Source organism: Frigoribacterium sp. 2355 (genome assembly GCF_054060695.1).
The window spans coordinates 94,647-113,106 of sequence record NZ_JBSSDL010000004.1 but is presented as its reverse complement, the minus strand read 5'-3'; the positions used below and the strand labels follow the sequence as shown (position 1 = coordinate 113,106).

19 protein-coding genes are annotated in these 18,460 nt (G+C 73.1%); 9 read left to right on the top strand and 10 right to left on the bottom strand.

What is annotated here, in order from left to right:
- The first annotated feature begins 11 nt into the window (after positions 1 to 11).
- The 6 genes from iolB (at position 12) to ACVJ1F_RS06675 (ending at position 6,308) form a co-directional block, all read left to right on the top strand.
- Positions 12 to 938 carry a 5-deoxy-glucuronate isomerase gene (gene iolB / locus ACVJ1F_RS06700; protein WP_456885400.1) on the top strand — a complete coding sequence of 309 codons (927 nt, stop codon included), beginning with the start codon at positions 12 to 14 and terminating at the stop codon, positions 936 to 938.
- On the top strand, positions 935 to 2,833 hold the full coding sequence (iolD, locus tag ACVJ1F_RS06695) for a 3D-(3,5/4)-trihydroxycyclohexane-1,2-dione acylhydrolase (decyclizing) (protein WP_456885398.1): 1,899 nt from the start codon (positions 935 to 937) through the stop codon (positions 2,831 to 2,833). The genes iolB and iolD overlap by 4 nt, the downstream gene beginning before the upstream one ends.
- A 44-nt stretch (positions 2,834 to 2,877) precedes the next feature.
- Entirely contained in the window at positions 2,878 to 3,834 is a 957-nt protein-coding gene (locus ACVJ1F_RS06690) for a sugar phosphate isomerase/epimerase family protein (protein WP_456885396.1), read from the top strand.
- Positions 3,835 to 3,874: 40 nt separating this feature from the next.
- A complete protein-coding gene (locus ACVJ1F_RS06685; RefSeq protein ID WP_255416435.1) occupies positions 3,875 to 4,927 on the top strand; it encodes a Gfo/Idh/MocA family protein in 1,053 nt (350 codons plus the stop codon).
- Between the two features lie 6 nt (positions 4,928 to 4,933).
- Positions 4,934 to 5,812: a sugar phosphate isomerase/epimerase family protein gene (locus ACVJ1F_RS06680; RefSeq protein ID WP_456885526.1), complete on the top strand. Its 879-nt coding sequence runs from the start codon at positions 4,934 to 4,936 to the stop codon at positions 5,810 to 5,812.
- Between the two features lie 76 nt (positions 5,813 to 5,888).
- A complete protein-coding gene (locus ACVJ1F_RS06675) occupies positions 5,889 to 6,308 on the top strand; it encodes a tautomerase family protein (RefSeq protein ID WP_456885394.1) in 420 nt (139 codons plus the stop codon).
- Positions 6,309 to 6,377: 69 nt separating this feature from the next.
- On the opposite strand, the gene ACVJ1F_RS06670 is transcribed toward ACVJ1F_RS06675, so the two are convergent.
- From ACVJ1F_RS06670 to ACVJ1F_RS06655, 4 genes are all read right to left on the bottom strand, one after another.
- Entirely contained in the window at positions 6,378 to 7,133 is a 756-nt protein-coding gene (locus tag ACVJ1F_RS06670) for a GntR family transcriptional regulator (RefSeq protein WP_173154205.1), read from the bottom strand.
- A 102-nt stretch (positions 7,134 to 7,235) separates the two neighbouring features.
- Positions 7,236 to 7,721, bottom strand: coding sequence for a tetratricopeptide repeat protein (locus ACVJ1F_RS06665; RefSeq protein WP_192125215.1), 486 nt, complete (start codon positions 7,719 to 7,721; stop codon positions 7,236 to 7,238).
- 55 nt (positions 7,722 to 7,776) lie between these two features.
- Positions 7,777 to 8,748 (bottom strand): AraC family transcriptional regulator, encoded by a 972-nt coding sequence (locus ACVJ1F_RS06660; RefSeq protein WP_456885391.1) that lies wholly within the window; start codon positions 8,746 to 8,748, stop codon positions 7,777 to 7,779.
- 359 nt (positions 8,749 to 9,107) lie between these two features.
- Positions 9,108 to 10,043, bottom strand: coding sequence for an NmrA family NAD(P)-binding protein (locus ACVJ1F_RS06655; protein WP_456885390.1), 936 nt, complete (start codon positions 10,041 to 10,043; stop codon positions 9,108 to 9,110).
- A gap of 258 nt (positions 10,044 to 10,301) precedes the next feature.
- Between ACVJ1F_RS06655 and ACVJ1F_RS06650 the strand changes: the two genes are divergently transcribed.
- Positions 10,302 to 10,490: a hypothetical protein gene (locus ACVJ1F_RS06650; RefSeq protein ID WP_456885389.1), complete on the top strand. Its 189-nt coding sequence runs from the start codon at positions 10,302 to 10,304 to the stop codon at positions 10,488 to 10,490.
- Between the two features lie 132 nt (positions 10,491 to 10,622).
- The gene (locus ACVJ1F_RS06645; RefSeq protein ID WP_456885388.1) at positions 10,623 to 11,003 is read left to right on the top strand and encodes a hypothetical protein; all 381 of its coding nucleotides are present in this window, start codon (positions 10,623 to 10,625) and stop codon (positions 11,001 to 11,003) included.
- A 220-nt stretch (positions 11,004 to 11,223) separates the two neighbouring features.
- Here the strand turns inward: ACVJ1F_RS06645 and ACVJ1F_RS06640 are convergent, their stop codons facing one another.
- From ACVJ1F_RS06640 to ACVJ1F_RS06620, 5 genes are all read right to left on the bottom strand, one after another.
- Complete coding sequence (locus tag ACVJ1F_RS06640; RefSeq protein WP_456885386.1) at positions 11,224 to 11,769, bottom strand: cysteine hydrolase family protein; 546 nt, start codon at positions 11,767 to 11,769, stop codon at positions 11,224 to 11,226.
- 26 nt (positions 11,770 to 11,795) lie between these two features.
- The gene (locus ACVJ1F_RS06635) at positions 11,796 to 13,100 is read right to left on the bottom strand and encodes a PP2C family protein-serine/threonine phosphatase (RefSeq protein WP_456885384.1); all 1,305 of its coding nucleotides are present in this window, start codon (positions 13,098 to 13,100) and stop codon (positions 11,796 to 11,798) included.
- Positions 13,101 to 13,273: 173 nt separating this feature from the next.
- Positions 13,274 to 14,362, bottom strand: coding sequence for a nuclease-related domain-containing protein (locus tag ACVJ1F_RS06630; RefSeq protein ID WP_456885382.1), 1,089 nt, complete (start codon positions 14,360 to 14,362; stop codon positions 13,274 to 13,276).
- 99 nt (positions 14,363 to 14,461) lie between these two features.
- On the bottom strand, positions 14,462 to 15,730 hold the full coding sequence (gene chrA / locus ACVJ1F_RS06625) for a chromate efflux transporter (RefSeq protein WP_456885380.1): 1,269 nt from the start codon (positions 15,728 to 15,730) through the stop codon (positions 14,462 to 14,464).
- 73 nt (positions 15,731 to 15,803) lie between these two features.
- Complete coding sequence (locus ACVJ1F_RS06620) at positions 15,804 to 16,448, bottom strand: GNAT family N-acetyltransferase (protein ID WP_456885379.1); 645 nt, start codon at positions 16,446 to 16,448, stop codon at positions 15,804 to 15,806.
- Between the two features lie 135 nt (positions 16,449 to 16,583).
- Between ACVJ1F_RS06620 and ACVJ1F_RS06615 the strand changes: the two genes are divergently transcribed.
- On the top strand, positions 16,584 to 17,894 hold the full coding sequence (locus ACVJ1F_RS06615; protein ID WP_456885377.1) for an amidohydrolase: 1,311 nt from the start codon (positions 16,584 to 16,586) through the stop codon (positions 17,892 to 17,894).
- Between the two features lie 58 nt (positions 17,895 to 17,952).
- Here ACVJ1F_RS06615 and ACVJ1F_RS06610 read toward each other — a convergent pair whose 3' ends face one another.
- Entirely contained in the window at positions 17,953 to 18,453 is a 501-nt protein-coding gene (locus ACVJ1F_RS06610; RefSeq protein ID WP_233568428.1) for a MarR family winged helix-turn-helix transcriptional regulator, read from the bottom strand.
- Positions 18,454 to 18,460: the final 7 nt, after the last annotated feature.

Genomic DNA, 18,460 nt, shown 5'->3' with positions numbered 1-18,460 from the left:
AGGTGGACGACATGAACGACGAACCCCGCTGGTTCTTCCCCCGCGGCGACCTGACCCGCGACGGCTGGCAGACCGTCGTCGACGGCGACCTCGCCGGCTGGCAGCACACCGGACTGCGCATCGGCGAGCTCCGAGACGGCGTCTCGTCGATCCTCGCCGCCGGCGGCGTCGAGCGCATGGTGGTGCCGCTGGCCGGTGACGTCGTGATCGAGTGGAGTGATGACCGAGGTGGGTCGGGCACCGTCGAGCTCGCCGGGCGGGCATCCGTCTTCGACGGGCCGGCCGACGTCGCCTACCTGGGCGTCCGGACGGAGGCGGTGGTCACCGGGCACGGTCGGGTCGCGGTCGCCGAGGCACCGGCCGACCAGGTGCTCGACGTGCAGGTGCTCCGTCGCGACGACATCCCCGTCGAGATCCGCGGTGCCGGCCGGTCGACCCGTCAGGTGCACAACTTCGGCACCCCGGACGGGCTGCACGCCCAGAAGCTCATCGTCTGCGAGGTCGTGACCCCCGCCGAGAACTGGTCGTCCTACCCTCCGCACAAGCACGACGAGGCCGTGCCCGGCACAGAGTCACGCCTCGAAGAGATCTACTACTTCGAATCCGCCGTGGGTCGCGGCCTCGACGCCCCCGAGCAGGCCGACCCGTTCGGCCTGTTCGCCACGTACGGCTCACCTGCGGGGCCGATCGACGTGAACGAGCTGGTTCGCACCGGAGACGTCGCCCTCGTCCCGTACGGGTACCACGGCCCCGCCGTCGCCGCCCCGGGCTACGACCTCTACTACCTCAACGTCATGGCGGGGCCCGACCCCGAGCGCGCCTGGCTGATCTCCGACGACCCCGCCCACGGGTGGGTCCGTGCCGGCTGGGAGTCCCAGGCCCCCGACCCCCGGCTGCCCTACCTCCCCACCGCTCCCTCGAAAGGACCGCGTCGATGACGACGAAGAGACTCACCGTCGGCCAGGCGCTCGTCGAGTTCCTCGCCAATCAGTGGACCGTCGACGGCGACGTGCGAGAGCGCACGATCCCGGGCATGTTCGGCATCTTCGGCCACGGCAACGTGGCCGGGGTCGGCCAGGCGCTCAAGCAGTACCACGTGGACCGCCCGGGGCTCATGCCGTACCTGCAGGCCCGCAACGAACAGGCGATGGTGCACCAGGCCGTGGGCTACGCCCGCATGCACCGGAGGCGCGCGACCTACGCCAGCACCGCCTCCGTCGGTCCCGGTGCCGCCAACATGCTCACGGCGGCCGCGCTCGCGACGACGAACCGGCTGCCCGCCCTGCTGTTGCCGAGCGACACCTTCGCCACCCGGGTCAGCGACCCGGTGCTGCAGCAGATCGAGCTGCCCCACGACACGTCCTTGCAGGTGACCGACGCGTTCCGGCCGCTGTCGCGGTTCTTCGACCGCGTCGACCGGCCCGAGCAGCTCTTCTCGATCGCGCTCGCCGCGATGCGCGTGCTGACCGACCCGGCCGAGACCGGCGCCGTCACGATCGCCCTGCCCGAGGACGTCCAGGCCGAGTGGCTCGACGTGCCCGACGAGTTCCTGCAACCCCGCGAGTGGCACGTCAGGCGCCCCGTCCCCGAGCGTGGACCGCTCGAACGCGCCGTCGCCGCGATCAAGGCCGCGAAGCGCCCCGTCGTCGTCGCCGGCGGCGGAATCCTCTACTCGGGCGCCGAGCGACAGCTCGACGCCTTCGCCCGGGCGACCGGCATCCCCGTCGGCACGACGCAGGCCGGCGGAGGGTCCCTCGCCTGGGACCACCCGCAGTACCTCGGGGGCATCGGTGCCACCGGCACGACGGCCGCGAACCGCATCGCCGCCGAGGCGGACCTCGTCATCGGCATCGGCACGCGGTACAGCGACTTCACCACCGCCTCCCGGACGGCCTTCCAGGACTCCGACGTGCGGTTCGTCAACGTCAACGTCACGTCGTTCGACGCCTACAAGCACGGCTCCCAGCTACCCGTCGTCGCCGACGCCCGCGAGACGCTCGACGCCCTCGCCGAGGCGCTCGCGGGGCATCGGGTACCCGACGAGCACTCCGCTCGCGTGGCCACCGAGAAGGCGAGTTGGGACGTCCTCGTCGACGAGGCCTTCCAGCCGTCCGGGCTGGCCCTGCCCGGCCAGCCCGAGATCATCGGCGCCGTCCAGGCGGCCAGCGACCCCACCGACGTCGTGGTCCAGGCGGCCGGGTCGTTGCCCGGCGACCTGCACAAGCTGTGGCGGGTGCGCGACGCGCTCGGCTACCACGTCGAGTACGCGTTCTCGTGCATGGGCTACGAGATCGCCGGTGGTCTCGGAGTCAAGAGGGGTGCACCCGACCGCGACGTCATCGTCATGGTCGGTGACGGCTCGTACCTCATGCTGCACACCGAACTGGTCACCGCGGTCGCCGAGGGCATCAAGATCATCGTGGTGCTCATCCAGAACCACGGCTACGCCTCGATCGGCCACCTCTCCGAGAACGTCGGGGCCGAACGCTTCGGCACGCTCTACCGCAAGCTCGATCCCGACTCCCTCGACTTCCAGGGCACCGAGGTGCTGCCCGTCGACCTCGCGATGAACGCCCGCAGCTACGGGCTCGACGTCGTCGAGGTGGAACCGACGCCGAACGCGGTCGCCGACCTCTCCGCAGCCCTCGCCGCGGCCAAGGCGTCGTCGACGAGCACGCTCATCCACGTGAACAGCGATCCGCTCGTCTACGCCCCGGACGGCGAGGGCTGGTGGGACGTCCCGGTCGCGCAGGTCTCGACCCTCGACAGCACCGCGGCCGCCCTGGCCGACTACCGCCAGCAGCGGGCCGCGCAACGCCCGCTGCTCGGCTGACACCGCCACACCTCACCCGCACCCTCTCGAAAGGCACCGCCGCCATGACCGACACCGTCTCCGACCCCGACGCCACGCCCACCGGTCCGGGCGGGCGCGGGCTCCGCATCGGGACCGCACCCGACTCGTGGGGCGTCTGGTTCCCCGAGCACCCCGGTCAGATCCCTTGGCCGCGGTTCCTCGACGAGGTCCAGCAGGCGGGCTACCACTGGATCGAACTGGGCCCCTACGGGTACCTGCCGACCGACCCCCACCAGCTCGAGGACGAGCTCGGTCGGCGCGACCTCAAGCTCTCTGCCGGGACGGTCTTCACCGGGTTCCACAAGGGCGACGACCAGTGGCGACGCGCGTGGGACCAAGCGCTCGCCGTCGCCGGCCTCGCCTCGGAGCTCGGTGCCGAGCACCTCGTCGTCATCCCCGACCTCTGGCGCAGCGACGCCACGAGCGAGGTACTCGAGGCCCGCACCCTCACCGACGACCAGTGGGCGGCGCTCGGCGCCGGCCACGACAAGCTCGGCAAGGCGCTCCTCGAAGAATTCGGCGTCAGGCAGCAGTTCCACACCCACGCGGACAGCCACGTCGGTACGTACCGAGAGACCGAGCGGTTCCTGGCCGAGACCGACGTGCGCTACACGAACCTGTGCCTCGACACCGGGCACTTCGCCTACTACGGCGGTGACTCCGTGCGCCTCGTCGAGGAGTACCCCGACCGCATCGGTTACCTGCACCTCAAGCAGGTCGACTCCGACCTGCGGTTCACCGTGCTCAAGAACGACGTGCCCTTCGGGGACGCGGTCGCGCAGGGGGTCATGGTCGAGCCGCCCCGAGGCGTGCCCGAGCTGGCCCCGGTGCTCGACGCGGTCAGCCGCATCGACCCCGAGATCTTCGCCATCGTCGAGCAGGACATGTTCCCGGTCGAATCGATCGACCTGCCCCTCGGGATCGCGACCCGCACGCGTGAGCACATCATGAGCTGCTCGCCTCGCTCCCGTCTCGTCTGACGTCCCGCCGCTGACACCCCCGCCCCGAAGGAGAACACCCGTGACCACCACAACCCCCGACCTCCGCGTCGCCGTCGTCGGTGCCGGCATGATGGGCGCCGACCACGTCGCCCGCATCACGTCCACCATCAGCGGGGCCACCGTCGTCGCCGTCGTCGACCCCGACACCGCTCGTGCCGACGCCGCGGCGGCGACCGCCCCCGGCGCGATCACCGCGGCCGACTTCGACGAGGCGCTCGCCGCCACCGAGATCGACGCCGTCATCATCGCCACCCCGGGCTTCCTCCACGAGGCCGTCCTCCTGCCCGCACTCGACCGCGGGCTGGCGATCCTCTGCGAGAAGCCCCTCACCACGGACGAGGCCGCCTCGCTCCGCGTGCTCGAGGCCGAGCAGAAGCTCGACCGGCCGCACATCCAGGTCGGCTTCATGCGTCGCTTCGACCAGGGGTACCGAGACCTCCGGGCCCTCGTCGCGTCCGGCGAGCACGGTGCCCTGCTCGCGCTGCACTGCGCCCACCGCAACGCCACGACCCCGCCGAGCTACTCAGAAGAGATGCTCATCCTCGACTCCGTCATCCACGAGATCGACGCCGTCCCCTTCATCGCCGGTGAGCCGATCGTCGCGGTCGAGGTCAAGAAGCCCCGCCGCAACTCGCTCGCGCCCGAGGGGCTCCGAGAGCCGCAGTTCGTGATCCTCGAGACCGAGTCGGGCACGATGGCGATCGTCGAGATCAACGTCAACATCCAGTTCGGCTACCAGGTCACCACGGACGCCGTCTTCGAGAGCGGCGTCGCCTCCATCGGGCGCGAGACCGGGCTCCAGCTCACCACGGCCGCCCGCTCGGCCGTGGCCGTGCCGCCGACGTTCAAGGAGCGCTTCGGCGCCGCCTACGACACGCAGGTGCAGCGCTGGGTCGACGCCGCGCACCGCGGCACCATCGACGGTCCGAGCGCCTGGGACGGCTACCTGGCGAGCGTCGTCGCCACCGCCGGCGTCGAGGCCCAGAAGACCGGTCGGCGCGTCGAGGTCGACTACGCGATGCCCAAGCCGTCGTTCTACGACCTGCCCGGCGTCGTCTCGCCGGGGGAGTGACCGATGGTGAAGATCGCCCTCGACCCCACCCCGCTGCACCACAGCCACTCGTTGCTCGAACTGCCCGCCAAGGTCGCCGAACTGGGGTACGACCATCTGCAGCTGACCCCGCACCGCGACTTCCTCCCGTTCTTCCGGCACCCGAAGGCCGACGACGACCTCGTCGACGCCTTCGCGGCGGCCTGCAAGGAGGCGCGGGTCGAGATCGCGTCCGTCCTGCCCGTCCTGCGGTGGTCCGGTCCCGACGAGGAGTCCCGTCGGGCTGCCGTCAAGCAATGGAAGCGCGTGATCGAGATCACCGCCCGCCTCGGCGTCGAGGTGATCAACACCGAGTTCAGTGGTCGTCCCGAGCTGTCCGAAGAATCCGAGCGTCAGTTCTACTGGTCGATGGAAGAGTTGCTGCCCGTCCTCGAACGCGAGGGCATCCGCGTGTTCATCGACCCGCACCCGGACGACTTCGTCGAGGACGGACTCGAGGCCCTCCGGGTCATCCGCGGCCTCAACACGAAGCAGGTCGGTCTCGCCTACGTCGCGTGCCACACCTTCCACTACGGCGGCGACATGGCCGGGATCATGGCCGCCGCCGGGCAGTCACTCGGCCTCGTCCACATCGCCGACACGTTCGACCACCGCCGCTCGCACGGGCTGAGGTACATCAGCAATCCGCCCGGCAACGCGGCCCGCGTCCACCAGCACCTGAAGATCGGGGACGGTGACGTCGACTGGGACGGCTTCTTCGGCGGCCTGCAGGGGCTGGGCTTCTTCGATCGCGACGACACGATCGCCGTCTCGAGCGTCTTCGCCGAGGACGAAGCCGTCGACGGCGTCAGTCGCTACCAACGAGAGCAGATCCTGGCGCGCATCGACGCCGCGTCACGCGCCTGAGCCGCCGATCCGCCCGGCCCCTGCGGCACCCGCGGCACCTCACCATCCCCGACCACACCCGACGAAAGAAGAACCCATGCCCCTCGTCCGCATCGACCTCCTGCCCGGTCGCAGCCCCGATCAGATCACCGCGATCGCCGACGCCGTCCACGACGCGATCGTCGACGTCTACGGCATCCCGCCTCGCGACCGCTTCCAGGTGATCAACGAACTGCCGGCCGGTCGCATCATCGCCCAGGACGCCGGGCTCGGCTTCGAACGCTCCGGCGGAGTCGTGATGATCCAGATCTTCACCCAGCGGGGACGCACCGACGGCGCGAAACAGGCCCTGTACGCCCGCATCGCCTCGGGCCTCGAGGCCGTGGGCGTGGCCGGCGAGGACGTCTTCATCGGCTACGTCGAGAACGGTCCGCAGGACTGGTCGTTCGGCTTCGGGGTGGCCCAGTACGTGACCGGTGAACTGACGGTGCCCTCGGCCGCGGGACAGGCCGGCTGAGCGGCAGGGTCCCGGACCGCGCACCCGGTGACGCCCGCCGTCGGGTGCGCGGTGCGCGGTGCCCGGCGGCTACTTGTCGACGAGGGTGATCGAGAACGAGTAGAGGTCGGGCCGGTAGCAGTGGTGCCCGACCTCGACGGCCCGACCCGACGCGTCGTAGGCCGTGCGGGTCATGGTCAGCACGGCTCCGCGCGGCTCGATCTCGAGCAGCTGGGCCTCGTCGGCGTGGGCGGCCCGGGCCCCGATCCGCTGCTTCGCCACGCGGATCGTGACGCCGAGGGCCCGGAGCAGTTGGTAAAGGCCCTGGGCGGCGAGGTCGGCGTCCGAGAACGGAGCGAGGTCGAGGGGCAGGTAGTTCTCGAGGACCGCGACGGGGACACCGTCCGCCAGGCGGAGGCGCCGCACGTGGCTGACCCGGTCGCCGACCTCGATGCCGAGAGCCAGGGCGGTCTTCTCGTCGGCCGTGACGACCTGGTGGGCGAGCAGGCGTGTCGTCGGGGCCTTGCCACTGTCGGTCAGGTCTTCGAACAGGCTGGTCAGCTCGACGTTGCGGGTCACCGGTCCGTGGACGACCTGGGTGCCGATCCCGCGCCTCCGGACGACGAGCCCCTTGTCGACCAGCTCCTGGATGGCTCGCCGGACGGTGGGCCTCGACAGGCCGAGACGTTCGCCGAGTCCGACCTCGTTCTCGAGTCGAGCGCCCGCCGGCAGCTGGCCCCCGAGGATCGCCGCCTCGAGCCGCGTGGACATCTGGAACCACAACGGGATGGGGCTGCTGCGGTCGAGGTCGGCGAAGAGGTCGGCCGGAAGCTGCGCGTCGGTCATGTGGTCCCCTCAGCCGAACGTATGTCGTGACAACCTTACGGGCGGCACGGGCCGGTGGCCATCTCGGCGCCGGGTCGGTGCCTCGGCCGGTCCGTGGACGGGTCAGTCCCCGGTGAGCGCGGCCGCGTAGGCGCGGACCGAGCGGTGGTAGCGGGGGAGGGTCGGCTCGACGGCCTCGATCGCGACCCGCAGGGCCTCGTCGGAGCGGCCGGCGCTGTGCAGGGCGAGCGCGAGGAAGACCCTCGGTGCGGCTCCGGTGGCGGGGTGCTCGGGAGCGTCGCGCAGCATGGCGATGGCCTCGTCGACCCGGCCGAGGTTGCGCAGGGTCGAGGCGTGCTGCACGACCATCTGCGCAGCCCGGGTCGGGTCGACGGCGTCGAGGCCGGCCACGGTCGCCGCGGCGTAATGCACGTGGGCCTCGGCCTCACGGCCCCCGGAGTCGTGGGCACCCCCGAGTTCGAACTCGCCCAGCGCGGGGTGCGGAGCGTCGGCGGCGAGGGCCGTCATGCGCTCGATGCGCTGCTCGTCGTCGACGGTCTCGTCGGCCCAGAGGGCGGCGACGCGGTCTTCCCAGGCCTCGGTGCTCATGCGCCCACGGTAGCGGGCTCCCCGATCGAGCCGACCCGCGCCTCCTCGTCCCCGCTCAGCGACCGGACCAGGCGCGGAGCGTGTCGGAGGGGCGCTCGCCGAACCGTTCCGCGTAGGCCGCGGCGAAGCGGCCGTGGTGCGTGAACCCCCAGCGGGCCGAGACGTCGGTGACGCTCGAGTCCCCGGGTCCCGCGGCGACCAGGTCGGTGCGCACACGTTCGAGCCGCAGCCGTCGGAGGTAGGCCGTCGGGGTCGTGTCGAGGGCCCGGCGGAAGCCTTCCTGCAGGCTGCGGACGCTCGTGGCGGTCGCCGCCGCCAGATCGGCCACGCTCCAGTCGCGGCCCGGATCGGCGCGCAGCAGCTCGATCGCGCGGGCGACCGCCCGGCCGCCCGACTGCGGCACGGGAGCCCGCAACGCCTCGGAGTGGTTGTGGCCCTGCGAGAGGAGCAGGGCGTGGACGAGCGACCGTTCGAGGTTGCGGACGGCGAGCGGGTGCTGGAGGACGCCGTCCTCCCGCCGGGACGCCTCGTCGACGACCCGTACCGCCTGCAGCACGACCTGTCCACCCGTCGCCAGGTCGAGCTCCGCCTCGAATTCGAGCGGGGCGACGGACGTCGACTCGAGCAGGTCCTCGAGCTCGCGCTGCAGTTCGGCGCGGGGGATCATCAAGGCGATCTGCGCGAAGCCGTCGCCGCAGTCGAGGTCGACCGGTCGGCCGGGCATGAAGACGCCTCCGGACCGGGGTGTCGCGTCGACCCGCCGCCCGCCGGCTGCGCGCAGGACGGCCCGACCCGCGGTGGGGATGTCGACGTGGTAGTTGTCCGGCTCGGCCGTCCGGCGGCGGACGGCCCGGTCGAACCTCATGTAGCCGAGCGTCAACCGGCCCGTGCTCACGGCGTTCAGTTCGAGCCCGAGGTGGCCGGACGCGCTCGCCGTCGGGAACTCGACGGGGAGGAAGGCTTCGCCGAGCACGCGTCGTGCCTCGTCGACGCCGTGACACGTGGCGACGCGGTGTGCGGCGAACACCTCTGGACCCTCCGCGAGCATGTGCCGACCCTACCGACCCTCGGGGGCGGGCAGAACACCCCCTCGCGCGAATCGGCCGAGACCCCGCGTCCGGCGGATGGTGGCCCGGGTCGGTCGCTGCCTACCGTGGAGGTCCGCCGTTGCTCACCACTCGGCGATGAACGGTGGCCCTACCCGTCGGGGGGAAGGGCCACCGTTTTCTCGTCGCGGGCAGGGCGGGCAGGCGCGGCGGGCGGACAGGCAGGCTCGCGCGGGCAGGGCGCGCGGGCGGGCGGGCAGGCAGGCTCGCGCGGACAGGCGCAGGCGGGCAGGCGCGGGTGGCGACCCGGGTCGGCGACCCGCACCTCCTCGTCCCCTGGTCAGGCGGGAGTCGACACCGAAGAACGCGGCGCGGCACCGGTCCGTGTCGCGAGGACGTCGCGCACGGTGGTCCAGCGTGCGGGACCGTATCGGTCGCCGTCGACGTGCCGCAGCTGCGCGTCGCCGCTGAACATGTTGACGAAGTACTGCATGCCCTGCCAGGCGGGGAAGGTGTCGTCGCCCTTCGACGTGCGACGCATGACGGCCGCCATCGCCGACAGGGTGCCGGTCGTGCCGGCCCACTGCGGCTTGAAGGACGTGCCGGTGAGCTCGCTCATCGTGCGGGCGACCTGGCGTGCCGTGACCCGGTCGCCGGCGACCTCCACGACGCGCGGCGCCTCGGGGTCGAGCGCGACCCGGGCGACGACGTGGGCGACGTCGTCCTTGGTCGTGAAGTCGAGCACCTGGTCGGCCGACGACCAGAACAGCACCCGCTTCCGGTCGAACAGGACCAGGGGTGCGTCCCCGGTCAGCAGGTCGGTGAACATGCCGTTCAGCACCGACGTCGCCCGGATCGGGGCCGCGTCGACGTCGGCCGCGAACTCGCGACGCAGCTCGAAGTTGCGGTTGCTGCCCGGCGGGATGCTGCGGTAGTCGGCCGAGTAGTCGGAGGGCACGAACCGGGGCACGCCCGCCGCGACGGCGGCCTTCAGGAGGGCGCGCTGCGCGTCGACGATCACGGAGCGGGTGCCGCTGACGGCGGACACGACGACGTCGGCGCCGCGGGCGGCGTCGGTCAGGGCGGGCACGTCCGTGTAGGAGGCGCGGGTCACCTCGACCCGGTCGTCGTCACCGAACAGCGTGGTCGCGCCGGTGCTGCCGGGGCGGGTCAGGACGCGCAGGCGCACGTCGTCCGTGGCGTCGCGGAGCAGCTCGCGGGCGATGCGCTGGCCGAGGTCGCCGGTCGCGCCGGCGAGGAGGACGGTGGTGGTCATGGGGGAGTGGCTCGTTCCGTCGGAGGGTCAGAGGCCAGTCTGCGCGCTCGACGGCGACGCGGTGCGGTGCCGTGCGGCTGGCGGGGTCGGGTGCTGCGGATCGCCCGGCGCCGGGATGTGGGCACGACGCCGGGACAAGGGCTGGCGCTGTGCTCACATCCTGGCGTGGTGCGTGGTGCGTGGTGCGTGGTGCGTGGTGCGTGGGGGAGGGGGCGTCCTCGGGGACGCGACCCGCGCCTCCCTCGATAGGGTCGCAGCATGGGTCCCGCCAGCATCGTCCTCCTCGTCATCGGGGCGGTGCTCTTCGTCGTCGGCATGGGAGCCGCCCTCCGCCTGCGCCGCCGGGGTGGCGCGCCCGTCATGAGTCCCCCGTGGCTCGGTTGTGTCGTCCTGACGAGCGCCGGGGCCGCCATCGCGGTAGTGAGCCTGACGTCGACCCTGCTCTAGAGCGGCTTAGGCGAGGACGAGGTCGGCGACGCATCGCGGCCCGCCGGCGGTCGTGCGCACCCTCACCATCCGGAGGGGAGCACGATGGCGGGGACCCGTGGCACCCGTGCACGGGCGAACGGAGAGAGCCGCATGAGCACCACCGACCCCGACGACTTCGTCACCCGCGCCGCACGACGGGCCCGTGAACTCATCGACACCTCCGACGTCGTGCCGCCCGTGGCCCGCGGTGCCCTGCACGACCTCGCGGGCCGGGCCGAGACCGTGGTGCGCGACGTCACCGACCGGGCCGGGTCGTCGGCCCACGACCTGGTCGACCGCGCCGAGGTGATCGCCGACCGGGCCGAGAAGACCGTGCGCGATGTCGCCGAGACCGTCACGATCGCGGCGATGGAGGCCACCGACCAGGCCCACCAGCGCTACCGCCGCCGGACCCGCGTCACCAACGCCGTCGGCGCCACCGTCATCACCGGGCTCGTGGTCGCGCTGGTGGCGAGCAGGCGTCGGGGATAGCAGGCGTCGGCACCGGCGCCGCCGCCGAGCTGCCACCCCGCCACCCCTCCACGAAGTGAACACCCCGCCACGCAAAAAGATGGCGGGGTGTTCACTTCGTGGCGGGAAGACCCGGAGCGGCACGGAACGGCGCTCGGCGTCCGGCGCCCGGCGTCCGGCGTCCGGACGCCGGGCGGGGCGGCCAGGAGCGTCACGCGGTGCCCCACATCACCCGGGGCGCTCAGGCGGCGAGCAGCGCCTCGCTCGTCACGACGGTCGCGAAGCTGCCGTCGAGGGCGGCCATGAAGGCGGCGTGCACGTCGCGGCCGACGACGGTCGTCCCGCCGTGCACGAGGTCGGGGGCCGCGCAGGCGTCGGTGACGACGGTGCAGTCGAAACCGAGCTCGTGCGCGGCCCGCGTGGTCGAGTCGACGCACATGCTGCTCATCATCCCGACGATCACGAGTTCGGTCACGTCGCGCTCGCGGAGGCTGGCCTCGAGTCCTGTGCCCACGAAGCTGTTCGGCACGTGTTTCTCGACGACCAGCTCGCCGTCGCGGGGTTCGACGGCCGGGTGGAACGCGAGGCCGTCGGTCCCGGGGCGGAAGAACGTCGCGCCCTCGCCCGTCGAGACGTGGAAGACGTGGACGACGGGCTCACCAGACGCCCGGAACGCCTCGAGCACGTCACCGGCGGCAGCGGCGGCCGCCTCGGGCTCGACGAGCGGGAACGCGCCCCCGGGGAAGTAGTCCAGCTGGATGTCGACGATGAGCAGGGCGCGGGTCATCGGGCCAGCATGCCAGGCCGCGGGGCTCAGGGACGCGCCGGCACCGACGTCGGCACGAGCGTCGTCGCGACCACGGTCACGTCGTCGCTGCGGTCGCGCTCGAGGGCGAGCCGCTCGACGACCTCGACGATGCGTGCCGGCTCGGGCGTCGCGGCGAGCAGTCGCTCGAGGTCGTGCATCGCCTCGAGTTCGACGGGGAACAGGTCGAGCACGCCGTCGCTGACACAGACGAACACGTCGCCGTCGTCGAGCTGCGAGCGGTGCCGGTGCCAACCGGTGCCCACCCCGATGGGCAGGTCGGCCGAGTTCAGGCGGTCGACGTCCCCCGAGGCTCGACGGATGAAGGCCAGGCCGTGCCCCGCGTCGGCCCAGAGCACGCCGCCGTCGGCGTCGATGCGCGCGTGGAACGACGTCGTGAACTGCGTCTCGGTGTCGTACGCGCTCGTCGTCAACCCCACGGAGGCGCGGTGGAAGGCCTCGGCCGGGTCGCCGTCGTCGACGCTGCTGCGGATCACCGAGCGCACCGCCGCCGCGATCATGCCCGCGCCGACGCCCTTGCCCATGACGTCGCCGACGGTCACGGCGATGCCGGTCGAGGTCGGGTACCAGTCGAAGAAGTCGCCGCCGACCTCGCGGGCCGGCACGCAGGCCCCGAACACGGCGAAGGCGTCGGGCAGGGTCGAGGCGTCCGGCGGCAGCAGCGACTGCTGCACCACGGCCGCCCGGTTGAGCTCGCGCTCGACGGCGTGCTGCTGGGCCCGTGCCCGCTCGAGTCGGGCCTTCGCCTGCCGGGCGAGTTCGTTGACCGCCGCGGCGACGGTCGCGTAGACGACCAGGGTGAACGCCAGCCGGATCAACTCGCTCGGGCCCCGACCGTCCGCGGTGAACAGGTACGGCAGCAGCAGGGTGACGCACGTTCCGACCAGGGGCAGCAGGACGTTGCGCCGACCGGGCCAGGACGCGACCCAGACGACCGCGAGCAGCACGATCGGCAGGAAGACCGATCGCTGGTCACCCGTGCCGTACCGCAGCAGCCCCACGGCGACGAAGTCGGCCGCGGGCACCAGCAGCTCCCACCGGCGGAGTCGGGTGTGGCGAGCCATCGTGGCGGCGAACGCCAGGGCCGCGACGGCGACCGCCACGCCGAGCCACATCGTGACCGCGTCGGTGACGATCAGCCAGGGCAGGGTGGCGCTGAGCACCGCGGCCAGCGCGATCAGCAGGGCGATGAACGACTGCCGGAACAGCGGCACCTTCTCGACGGGTACGCGTCGCAGGGCCGTGTTGAGTGCCCGTCCGATCGCGTCGGCGCCCTCCGTCACGCGTCCCATGCCGGTCCCCTCGCCCCTGGATCGCCCGTCGACCACAGGTGTCGTCTTGTCTCGTCTTCCTGACGACGCTACAGGGTGCGGCCGACGGGCCGCGGACCCGGGGAGGCGCGGTGTGGGCCGAACCGGCACCGTGCCTCCTGGGGGCGAGGCGTCGTCCACAGGCGGCACCTGACTCACTCGGTCGGGTCGGACCCCTGGGCATCCCGGGTGGCGGCGGTGGCGGTGGTGGTGGCCGTGGCCTCCGGCTCGCGGGCTGGGGCCGCCGCCTCGGGGGCCGTGGCCTCCGGCACCGACCCGACCCGCGCCTCCTGGGCGTGGGCGCCGAAGCGCAGCACGTCGGCGCCGTACGACGCGAACAGCCGGGCGAGGTCGTCGACCCGTGCCCGGGACAGCTTCTTCGTCGGACGCGAGGTCAGTTCGCGGACGACGCCCGCCAGCTGGGACCGGTGCGACACGATCGCCGTGGCCGCGCCTCCGTCGGTGGCGTCGCGCTCGGTCGCGAAGACCGTCGCGTCGCGGTGCGAGTAGAAGACGCAGGTGTCGAACCAGAGCCGGACGCCGGTCTCGGCCTGCACCCGGTCGGACAGCCGCTGCGCCTGGCGCCGCACCTGCGACGCGGGGGCCTCGCGGCCGAGGTGGGTGCGCACGGTCAGCACGGTGGGCGAGTCCTTGACGACCTGCAGTGCGAACGGCGGCGTCAGGGTGCTCTCGTCGAACAGGCCCGCGAACGCCGGGAACACGCTGCTCGGGGTCAGGCCGTCGAAGACGATGCCGTTCCAGCCCTTGTTCTCGATCACCATCACGCCGGTCTCGGCGAGCAGGACGTGGTCGACCTGCGCGACGAACCGCGAGGAGGCGCCGGTCGCCACGGGAACGAAGACCACGTTGGTCAGCAACACCGCGTCCACGCCCAGCTGGCGGCAGGCGGCGGCGATGTCGTCGCGCGAGGTGGCCTCCCACTTGAGGCCGGACGCCACGAGGTCGCGGGCCTGCTTCGCCTCGGTGAGGGCGGCCTGACGCTCGGCGCCCAGGGCGTCGCGCTCGCGGGCGTGGTCGGCGGCGGCCTGGGCGAGGGCGTCGTCGTGGGCCGCGGCGAGGGCCTCGTGCTGCTCGCGGGCGGCCCGGGCCTGCTCGTCGGCGGCCGCCTTCGCGGCGGCCAGGGCCCGCTTCGCCCGCGCCCGCAGCACGACGGCCACGGCGATCAGGGCGACGAGCAGAACGGCGGCGATGATCCACGGGACGAGGCTCTGGTCGAACGGCATGCCTCCAGCAGAACACGGGGTGTGGGCGGCGCGAGGGTGCCTCGCCGGGTCCCGCCCGGTCGGGGGGTCAGGCGGGCAGGGTCCCTCCCGGTCGGGGGGTCAGGCGGGCAGGGCCCCGAGCAGCAGCCCGCCGGCCGCCGCCACCGCGACGACGGCCCACGGCGGGGTCCGCCACACCACCAGCAGCACGAAGCAGACGAGCGCCAGGCAGAACGGCGCCACCCCGGTGATCGCGGTCGTGACGACGGGGTCGTAGAGGGCGGCGACCAGGAGGCCCACGACCGCCGCGTTGGCCCCGCGCATCAGGGCCCGGACCGGTGCCCGGCTCCCCAGGGCGTTCCAGAACGGCAGCACCCCGACGAGCAGGAGGAACCCGGGCGCGAAGATCGCGACGGTCGCGAGCGCGGCCCCGAGCGCGCCTCCCGGCCCGATGCCGGCCACGGTGCCGAGGTAGGTCGCGAAGGTGAACAGCGGGCCTGGGACGGCCTGGGCGGCGGCATAACCCGTCAAGAAGGTGTCGTCGTCGATGAAGCCCGGCTCGACCAGGCCGGCGTGCAACAGAGGCAGGACGACGTGCCCTCCGCCGAAGACCAGGGCGCCTGCCCGGTAGAAGACGTCGACGAGCGCGATCGTCCCCGACCCGGTCGCGGCGGCGACGGCGGGAAGGCCGACCAACAGGGAGGCGAAGGCCACGAGGCAGACGACGCCCGCGGCCCGTGAGACGGGGAACCGGAGGGGCTCGGGGTGGACGGGTGGCACCGCCGCTCCGGCCGTCGGGTCGGACCGCCGACAGAAGGCGAGCCCGGCCAGCACCCCCAGCGCGATCGCCGAGAGTTGCCCGGCCGGACCGGCCAGCGCCAGCGCGAGGACGGCCGCGGCCACCGCGATGCTCGCCCGCGTCGGGTCCGGTGCCAGCGCGCGGGACATGCCGATCACGGCATGGGCGACGATCGCGACCGCGCCGATCCTTAGCCCCGTGACGATGGCCGAGCCCACCGGACCCTCGAACAGGCCGACGCCGGTGGCGATGACGAACATGACGAGTGCCGACGGCAGGGTGAAGGCCACGAAGGCGACGAGCGCTCCGACGGGCCCCGCCCGGAGCAGGCCGAGCCCGAACCCGACCTGGCTCGACGCCGGGCCCGGCAGGAACTGCGCGATCGCGACGAGGTCGCCGTACGCGGTGTCGCCGAGCCAGCGTCGCCTGCTCACGACCTCGGCCCGGAAGTACCCGAGGTGTGCGACCGGGCCGCCGAACGACGTGACCCCGAGCACCGAGAACGCCGCCAGCACCTCACGCACCCGAGCCGGGCCGCGGCTCGACGGCTTCTCGGGTCGGGCCGTCGGATCGGGTGCGCGCTCGGTCACGAGGTCATCGTGGCAGGTGACCGCCCCGCGCGGTACCGCGGCCACGAGGCCACCGACGAGGAGGCGCGGGTCGTCACCCCGGGAGGCCGCGACCCCGCCAGGTCCCCAGCTCGGCGACCTCCCGCCAGCCGAGGCTCTCGTAGAGGCGGCGACCGTCGACGCTCGCGAAGAGCAGACCCGTCGTCGCTCCTCGGGCGGCGGCCCCGTGCTCGAGGCCGGCCATGACGCGGCTGCCCAGCCCGCGCCTCCGGAAGTCGGGTTCGGTCGCGATGCGGTCGAAGACGACGTCCTCGCCGACGACCGCCGCCTGGCCGCGGGCGGCGACGACGCCGTCGACCTCGACCCGGACGTGCACGACCCGACCGTCGCCGTCGCCGTCGACGATCACGCCCGCGGGCAGCGGCCGCGCCGACACCTGGCTCGTCATCATCCGCTCGGCGTGCGTCACGGCGTCGAGCCGGGCCAGGGTCGCGCGGGCGACGTCGTCGAGGGGGCCGATCACCGACAGCCAGACGTCGGGCGCGGTCGTCTCGTCGACGAGGCGGGTGAGCTCGTCCGGGGTCGGCCGGCCCACGATCCGTTCGACGGCGCGGGTCGCGGCGGCGACGTCGACCCGCCAGGCGTCACCGTCGCGGTGACGGGCGGCGCCACGCGAGAGCGCCCAGCCCTCCACCCACCGGTCGACGAGCGGGGCGAGGTCGTCGGTCGTCTCGGTCACCCCTCGAGCGTAGGCCGGGTCGGCGGCCACGAGGGGCGGCGAGAGGGCGGCGGGCACGTGGCACGTGGCGAGTGACGGGGGTGGTGGGTAGCGTCGTCGCCACGGACCACCCACGCACCACCAGAGGAGCACCTCATGACCTCGACCGGCACCGACCAGCCGCGCCCCCTCCCCGACGACGTCCGGCCGCCCGCCGTGGGCGCCCCGCTCGACGAGTTGTACCGGCATCTCCACCGACACCCCGAGTTGTCGTTCCACGAGGACGCGACGGCCGCGATCGTCGCGGCCGAGCTCACCGCCCTCGGCTTCGAGGTGCACACCGGCGTCGGGGGCACGGGTGTGGTCGGCGTGTTGCGCCGCGGGGACGGCCCGACCGTGCTGCTGCGCGCCGACATGGACGGACTGCCCGTCGCCGAGGCCACCGGCCTGGACTACGCCAGCACGGCCCGAGGCACCGACCCCGACGGGCGCGACGTGCCGGTGATGCACGCCTGCGGTCACGACGTGCACGTGACCTGCCTCGTCGGTGCCGCACGCCGACTGGCGACCGGCGACACCTGGTCGGGCACCCTCGAGGTGCTCTTCCAGCCCGCCGAAGAGCTCGGTGCCGGCGCCCGCGCGCTCGTCGCCGACGGGCTGCTCGACCGCGTCCCCACCCCCGACGTCGTCCTCGGCCAGCACGTCGCGCCGTTCCCGGCCGGTCTCGTCGCCCTGCAGTCCGGCCCCGCCTTCGCCGCGCAGGACGGCATCCGCATCACGTTCCACGGCCGGGGCGGCCACGGATCACGCCCCGACACGACGGTGGACCCGATCGTCATGGCCGCGGCCGCGGTGCTGCGATTGCAGACGATCGTCTCGCGCGAGACCGCTGCCGCTGATCGGCTCGTCATCACGGTCGGGTCGATCCACGCGGGCACCAAGAACAACGTGATCCCCGACACCGCCGAGATCCTGATCAGCATGCGGTCGTTCGACGAGCACGTCCGAGAGCGGGCGCTCGCCGCCGTCACGCGAATCGCCGAGGGCGAGGCCGCGGCGGCCGGCGCACCGCAGCCGCCCACCGTCGAGCACTACGAGAGCTTTCCGGCCGTCGTGAACGACCCGTCCGCGGCGGACCGCACCCGCGCCTCCTTGGTGCGTCGTTTCGGCGAGCAGCAGGTCATCGCTCCCGGGCTGGTGACGGGCAGCGAGGACGTCGGCATCCTCGCCACCGCGGCCGGTGCGCCGTGCAGCTTCTGGCTGCTCGGGGGTGCCGACCCCGCGTCGTTCGCCGAGGCGGCGTCGGCCGCGGACGTGCCGCGGATCGTGGCTCAGCTGCCGTCGAACCACTCGCCCCTCTATGCGCCGGTCGTCGAGCCGACCCTGACGAACGGCGTGGACGCACTCGTCGCGGCGGCCCACGAGTGGCTGGCGGATCACGGTGCGTCAGGAGGCGCAGGGCACTGAGCGCACGGCCGCGCGCCTCGGTACGTCGTGACGTCTCGTCGACGAGCTCAGGGCGGCCTCAGGGCGTCGCGTCGTCGTACACGGCGATCAGTCGGTCGAGGAAGCCCTGCACGACCGCCCGCTCGGCCTCGTCCATGCCGTCGACGAGGTGCTCGATGCCGTCGATCATCGGCAGCACCTGCTCGTAGGCCCGGTCGGCCGAGGCTTGCTCGGCCGTGACGATCAGCTTGCGGCCGTCGGAGGGGTGTCGCTCGCGCCGCACGTGACCGGCCGACTCGAGGCGGTTCAACACGAGGGTCATCGCGGCCGTCGACACCTCGACGCGGCGCGCCAGCTCGCTCGGGGTCGCCGGGCCGGTCGTGATCAGGTGGTCCATGGCGTCGAGCCCGGCCCGGTCGACGCCGAGACGCTCGGCCAGGTGCCGCTCGAAGCGCTGCTGCCGGACGGCCACCTGCTGCACGCGGGCACGGATGTCGTCGGCGGGCAGCTCGCGACCGTCACGCCGGGCCCGGGTGCGGTCGTCGCGATCGGGGCGGTCGCGGGGGTCGATGTCGGTCACCACTCAA

Excerpts from the sequence above, each read along its gene's own strand:
- ACVJ1F_RS06645 (WP_456885388.1), top strand. The coding sequence starts at position 10,623 with ATGAGCACCACCGACCCCGACGACTTCGTCACCCGCGCCGCACGACGG.
- ACVJ1F_RS06640 (WP_456885386.1), bottom strand. The coding sequence starts at position 11,769 with ATGACCCGCGCCCTGCTCATCGTCGACATCCAGCTGGACTACTTCCCC.
- ACVJ1F_RS06690 (WP_456885396.1), top strand. The coding sequence starts at position 2,878 with ATGACCGACACCGTCTCCGACCCCGACGCCACGCCCACCGGTCCGGGC.
- ACVJ1F_RS06675 (WP_456885394.1), top strand. The coding sequence starts at position 5,889 with ATGCCCCTCGTCCGCATCGACCTCCTGCCCGGTCGCAGCCCCGATCAG.
- ACVJ1F_RS06670 (WP_173154205.1), bottom strand. The coding sequence starts at position 7,133 with ATGACCGACGCGCAGCTTCCGGCCGACCTCTTCGCCGACCTCGACCGC.
- iolD (WP_456885398.1), top strand. The coding sequence starts at position 935 with ATGACGACGAAGAGACTCACCGTCGGCCAGGCGCTCGTCGAGTTCCTC.
- iolB (WP_456885400.1), top strand. The coding sequence starts at position 12 with ATGAACGACGAACCCCGCTGGTTCTTCCCCCGCGGCGACCTGACCCGC.
- ACVJ1F_RS06630 (WP_456885382.1), bottom strand. The coding sequence starts at position 14,362 with ATGCCGTTCGACCAGAGCCTCGTCCCGTGGATCATCGCCGCCGTTCTG.
- ACVJ1F_RS06635 (WP_456885384.1), bottom strand. The coding sequence starts at position 13,100 with ATGGGACGCGTGACGGAGGGCGCCGACGCGATCGGACGGGCACTCAAC.
- ACVJ1F_RS06615 (WP_456885377.1), top strand. The coding sequence starts at position 16,584 with ATGACCTCGACCGGCACCGACCAGCCGCGCCCCCTCCCCGACGACGTC.
- ACVJ1F_RS06665 (WP_192125215.1), bottom strand. The coding sequence starts at position 7,721 with ATGAGCACCGAGGCCTGGGAAGACCGCGTCGCCGCCCTCTGGGCCGAC.
- ACVJ1F_RS06650 (WP_456885389.1), top strand. The coding sequence starts at position 10,302 with ATGGGTCCCGCCAGCATCGTCCTCCTCGTCATCGGGGCGGTGCTCTTC.
- ACVJ1F_RS06655 (WP_456885390.1), bottom strand. The coding sequence starts at position 10,043 with ATGACCACCACCGTCCTCCTCGCCGGCGCGACCGGCGACCTCGGCCAG.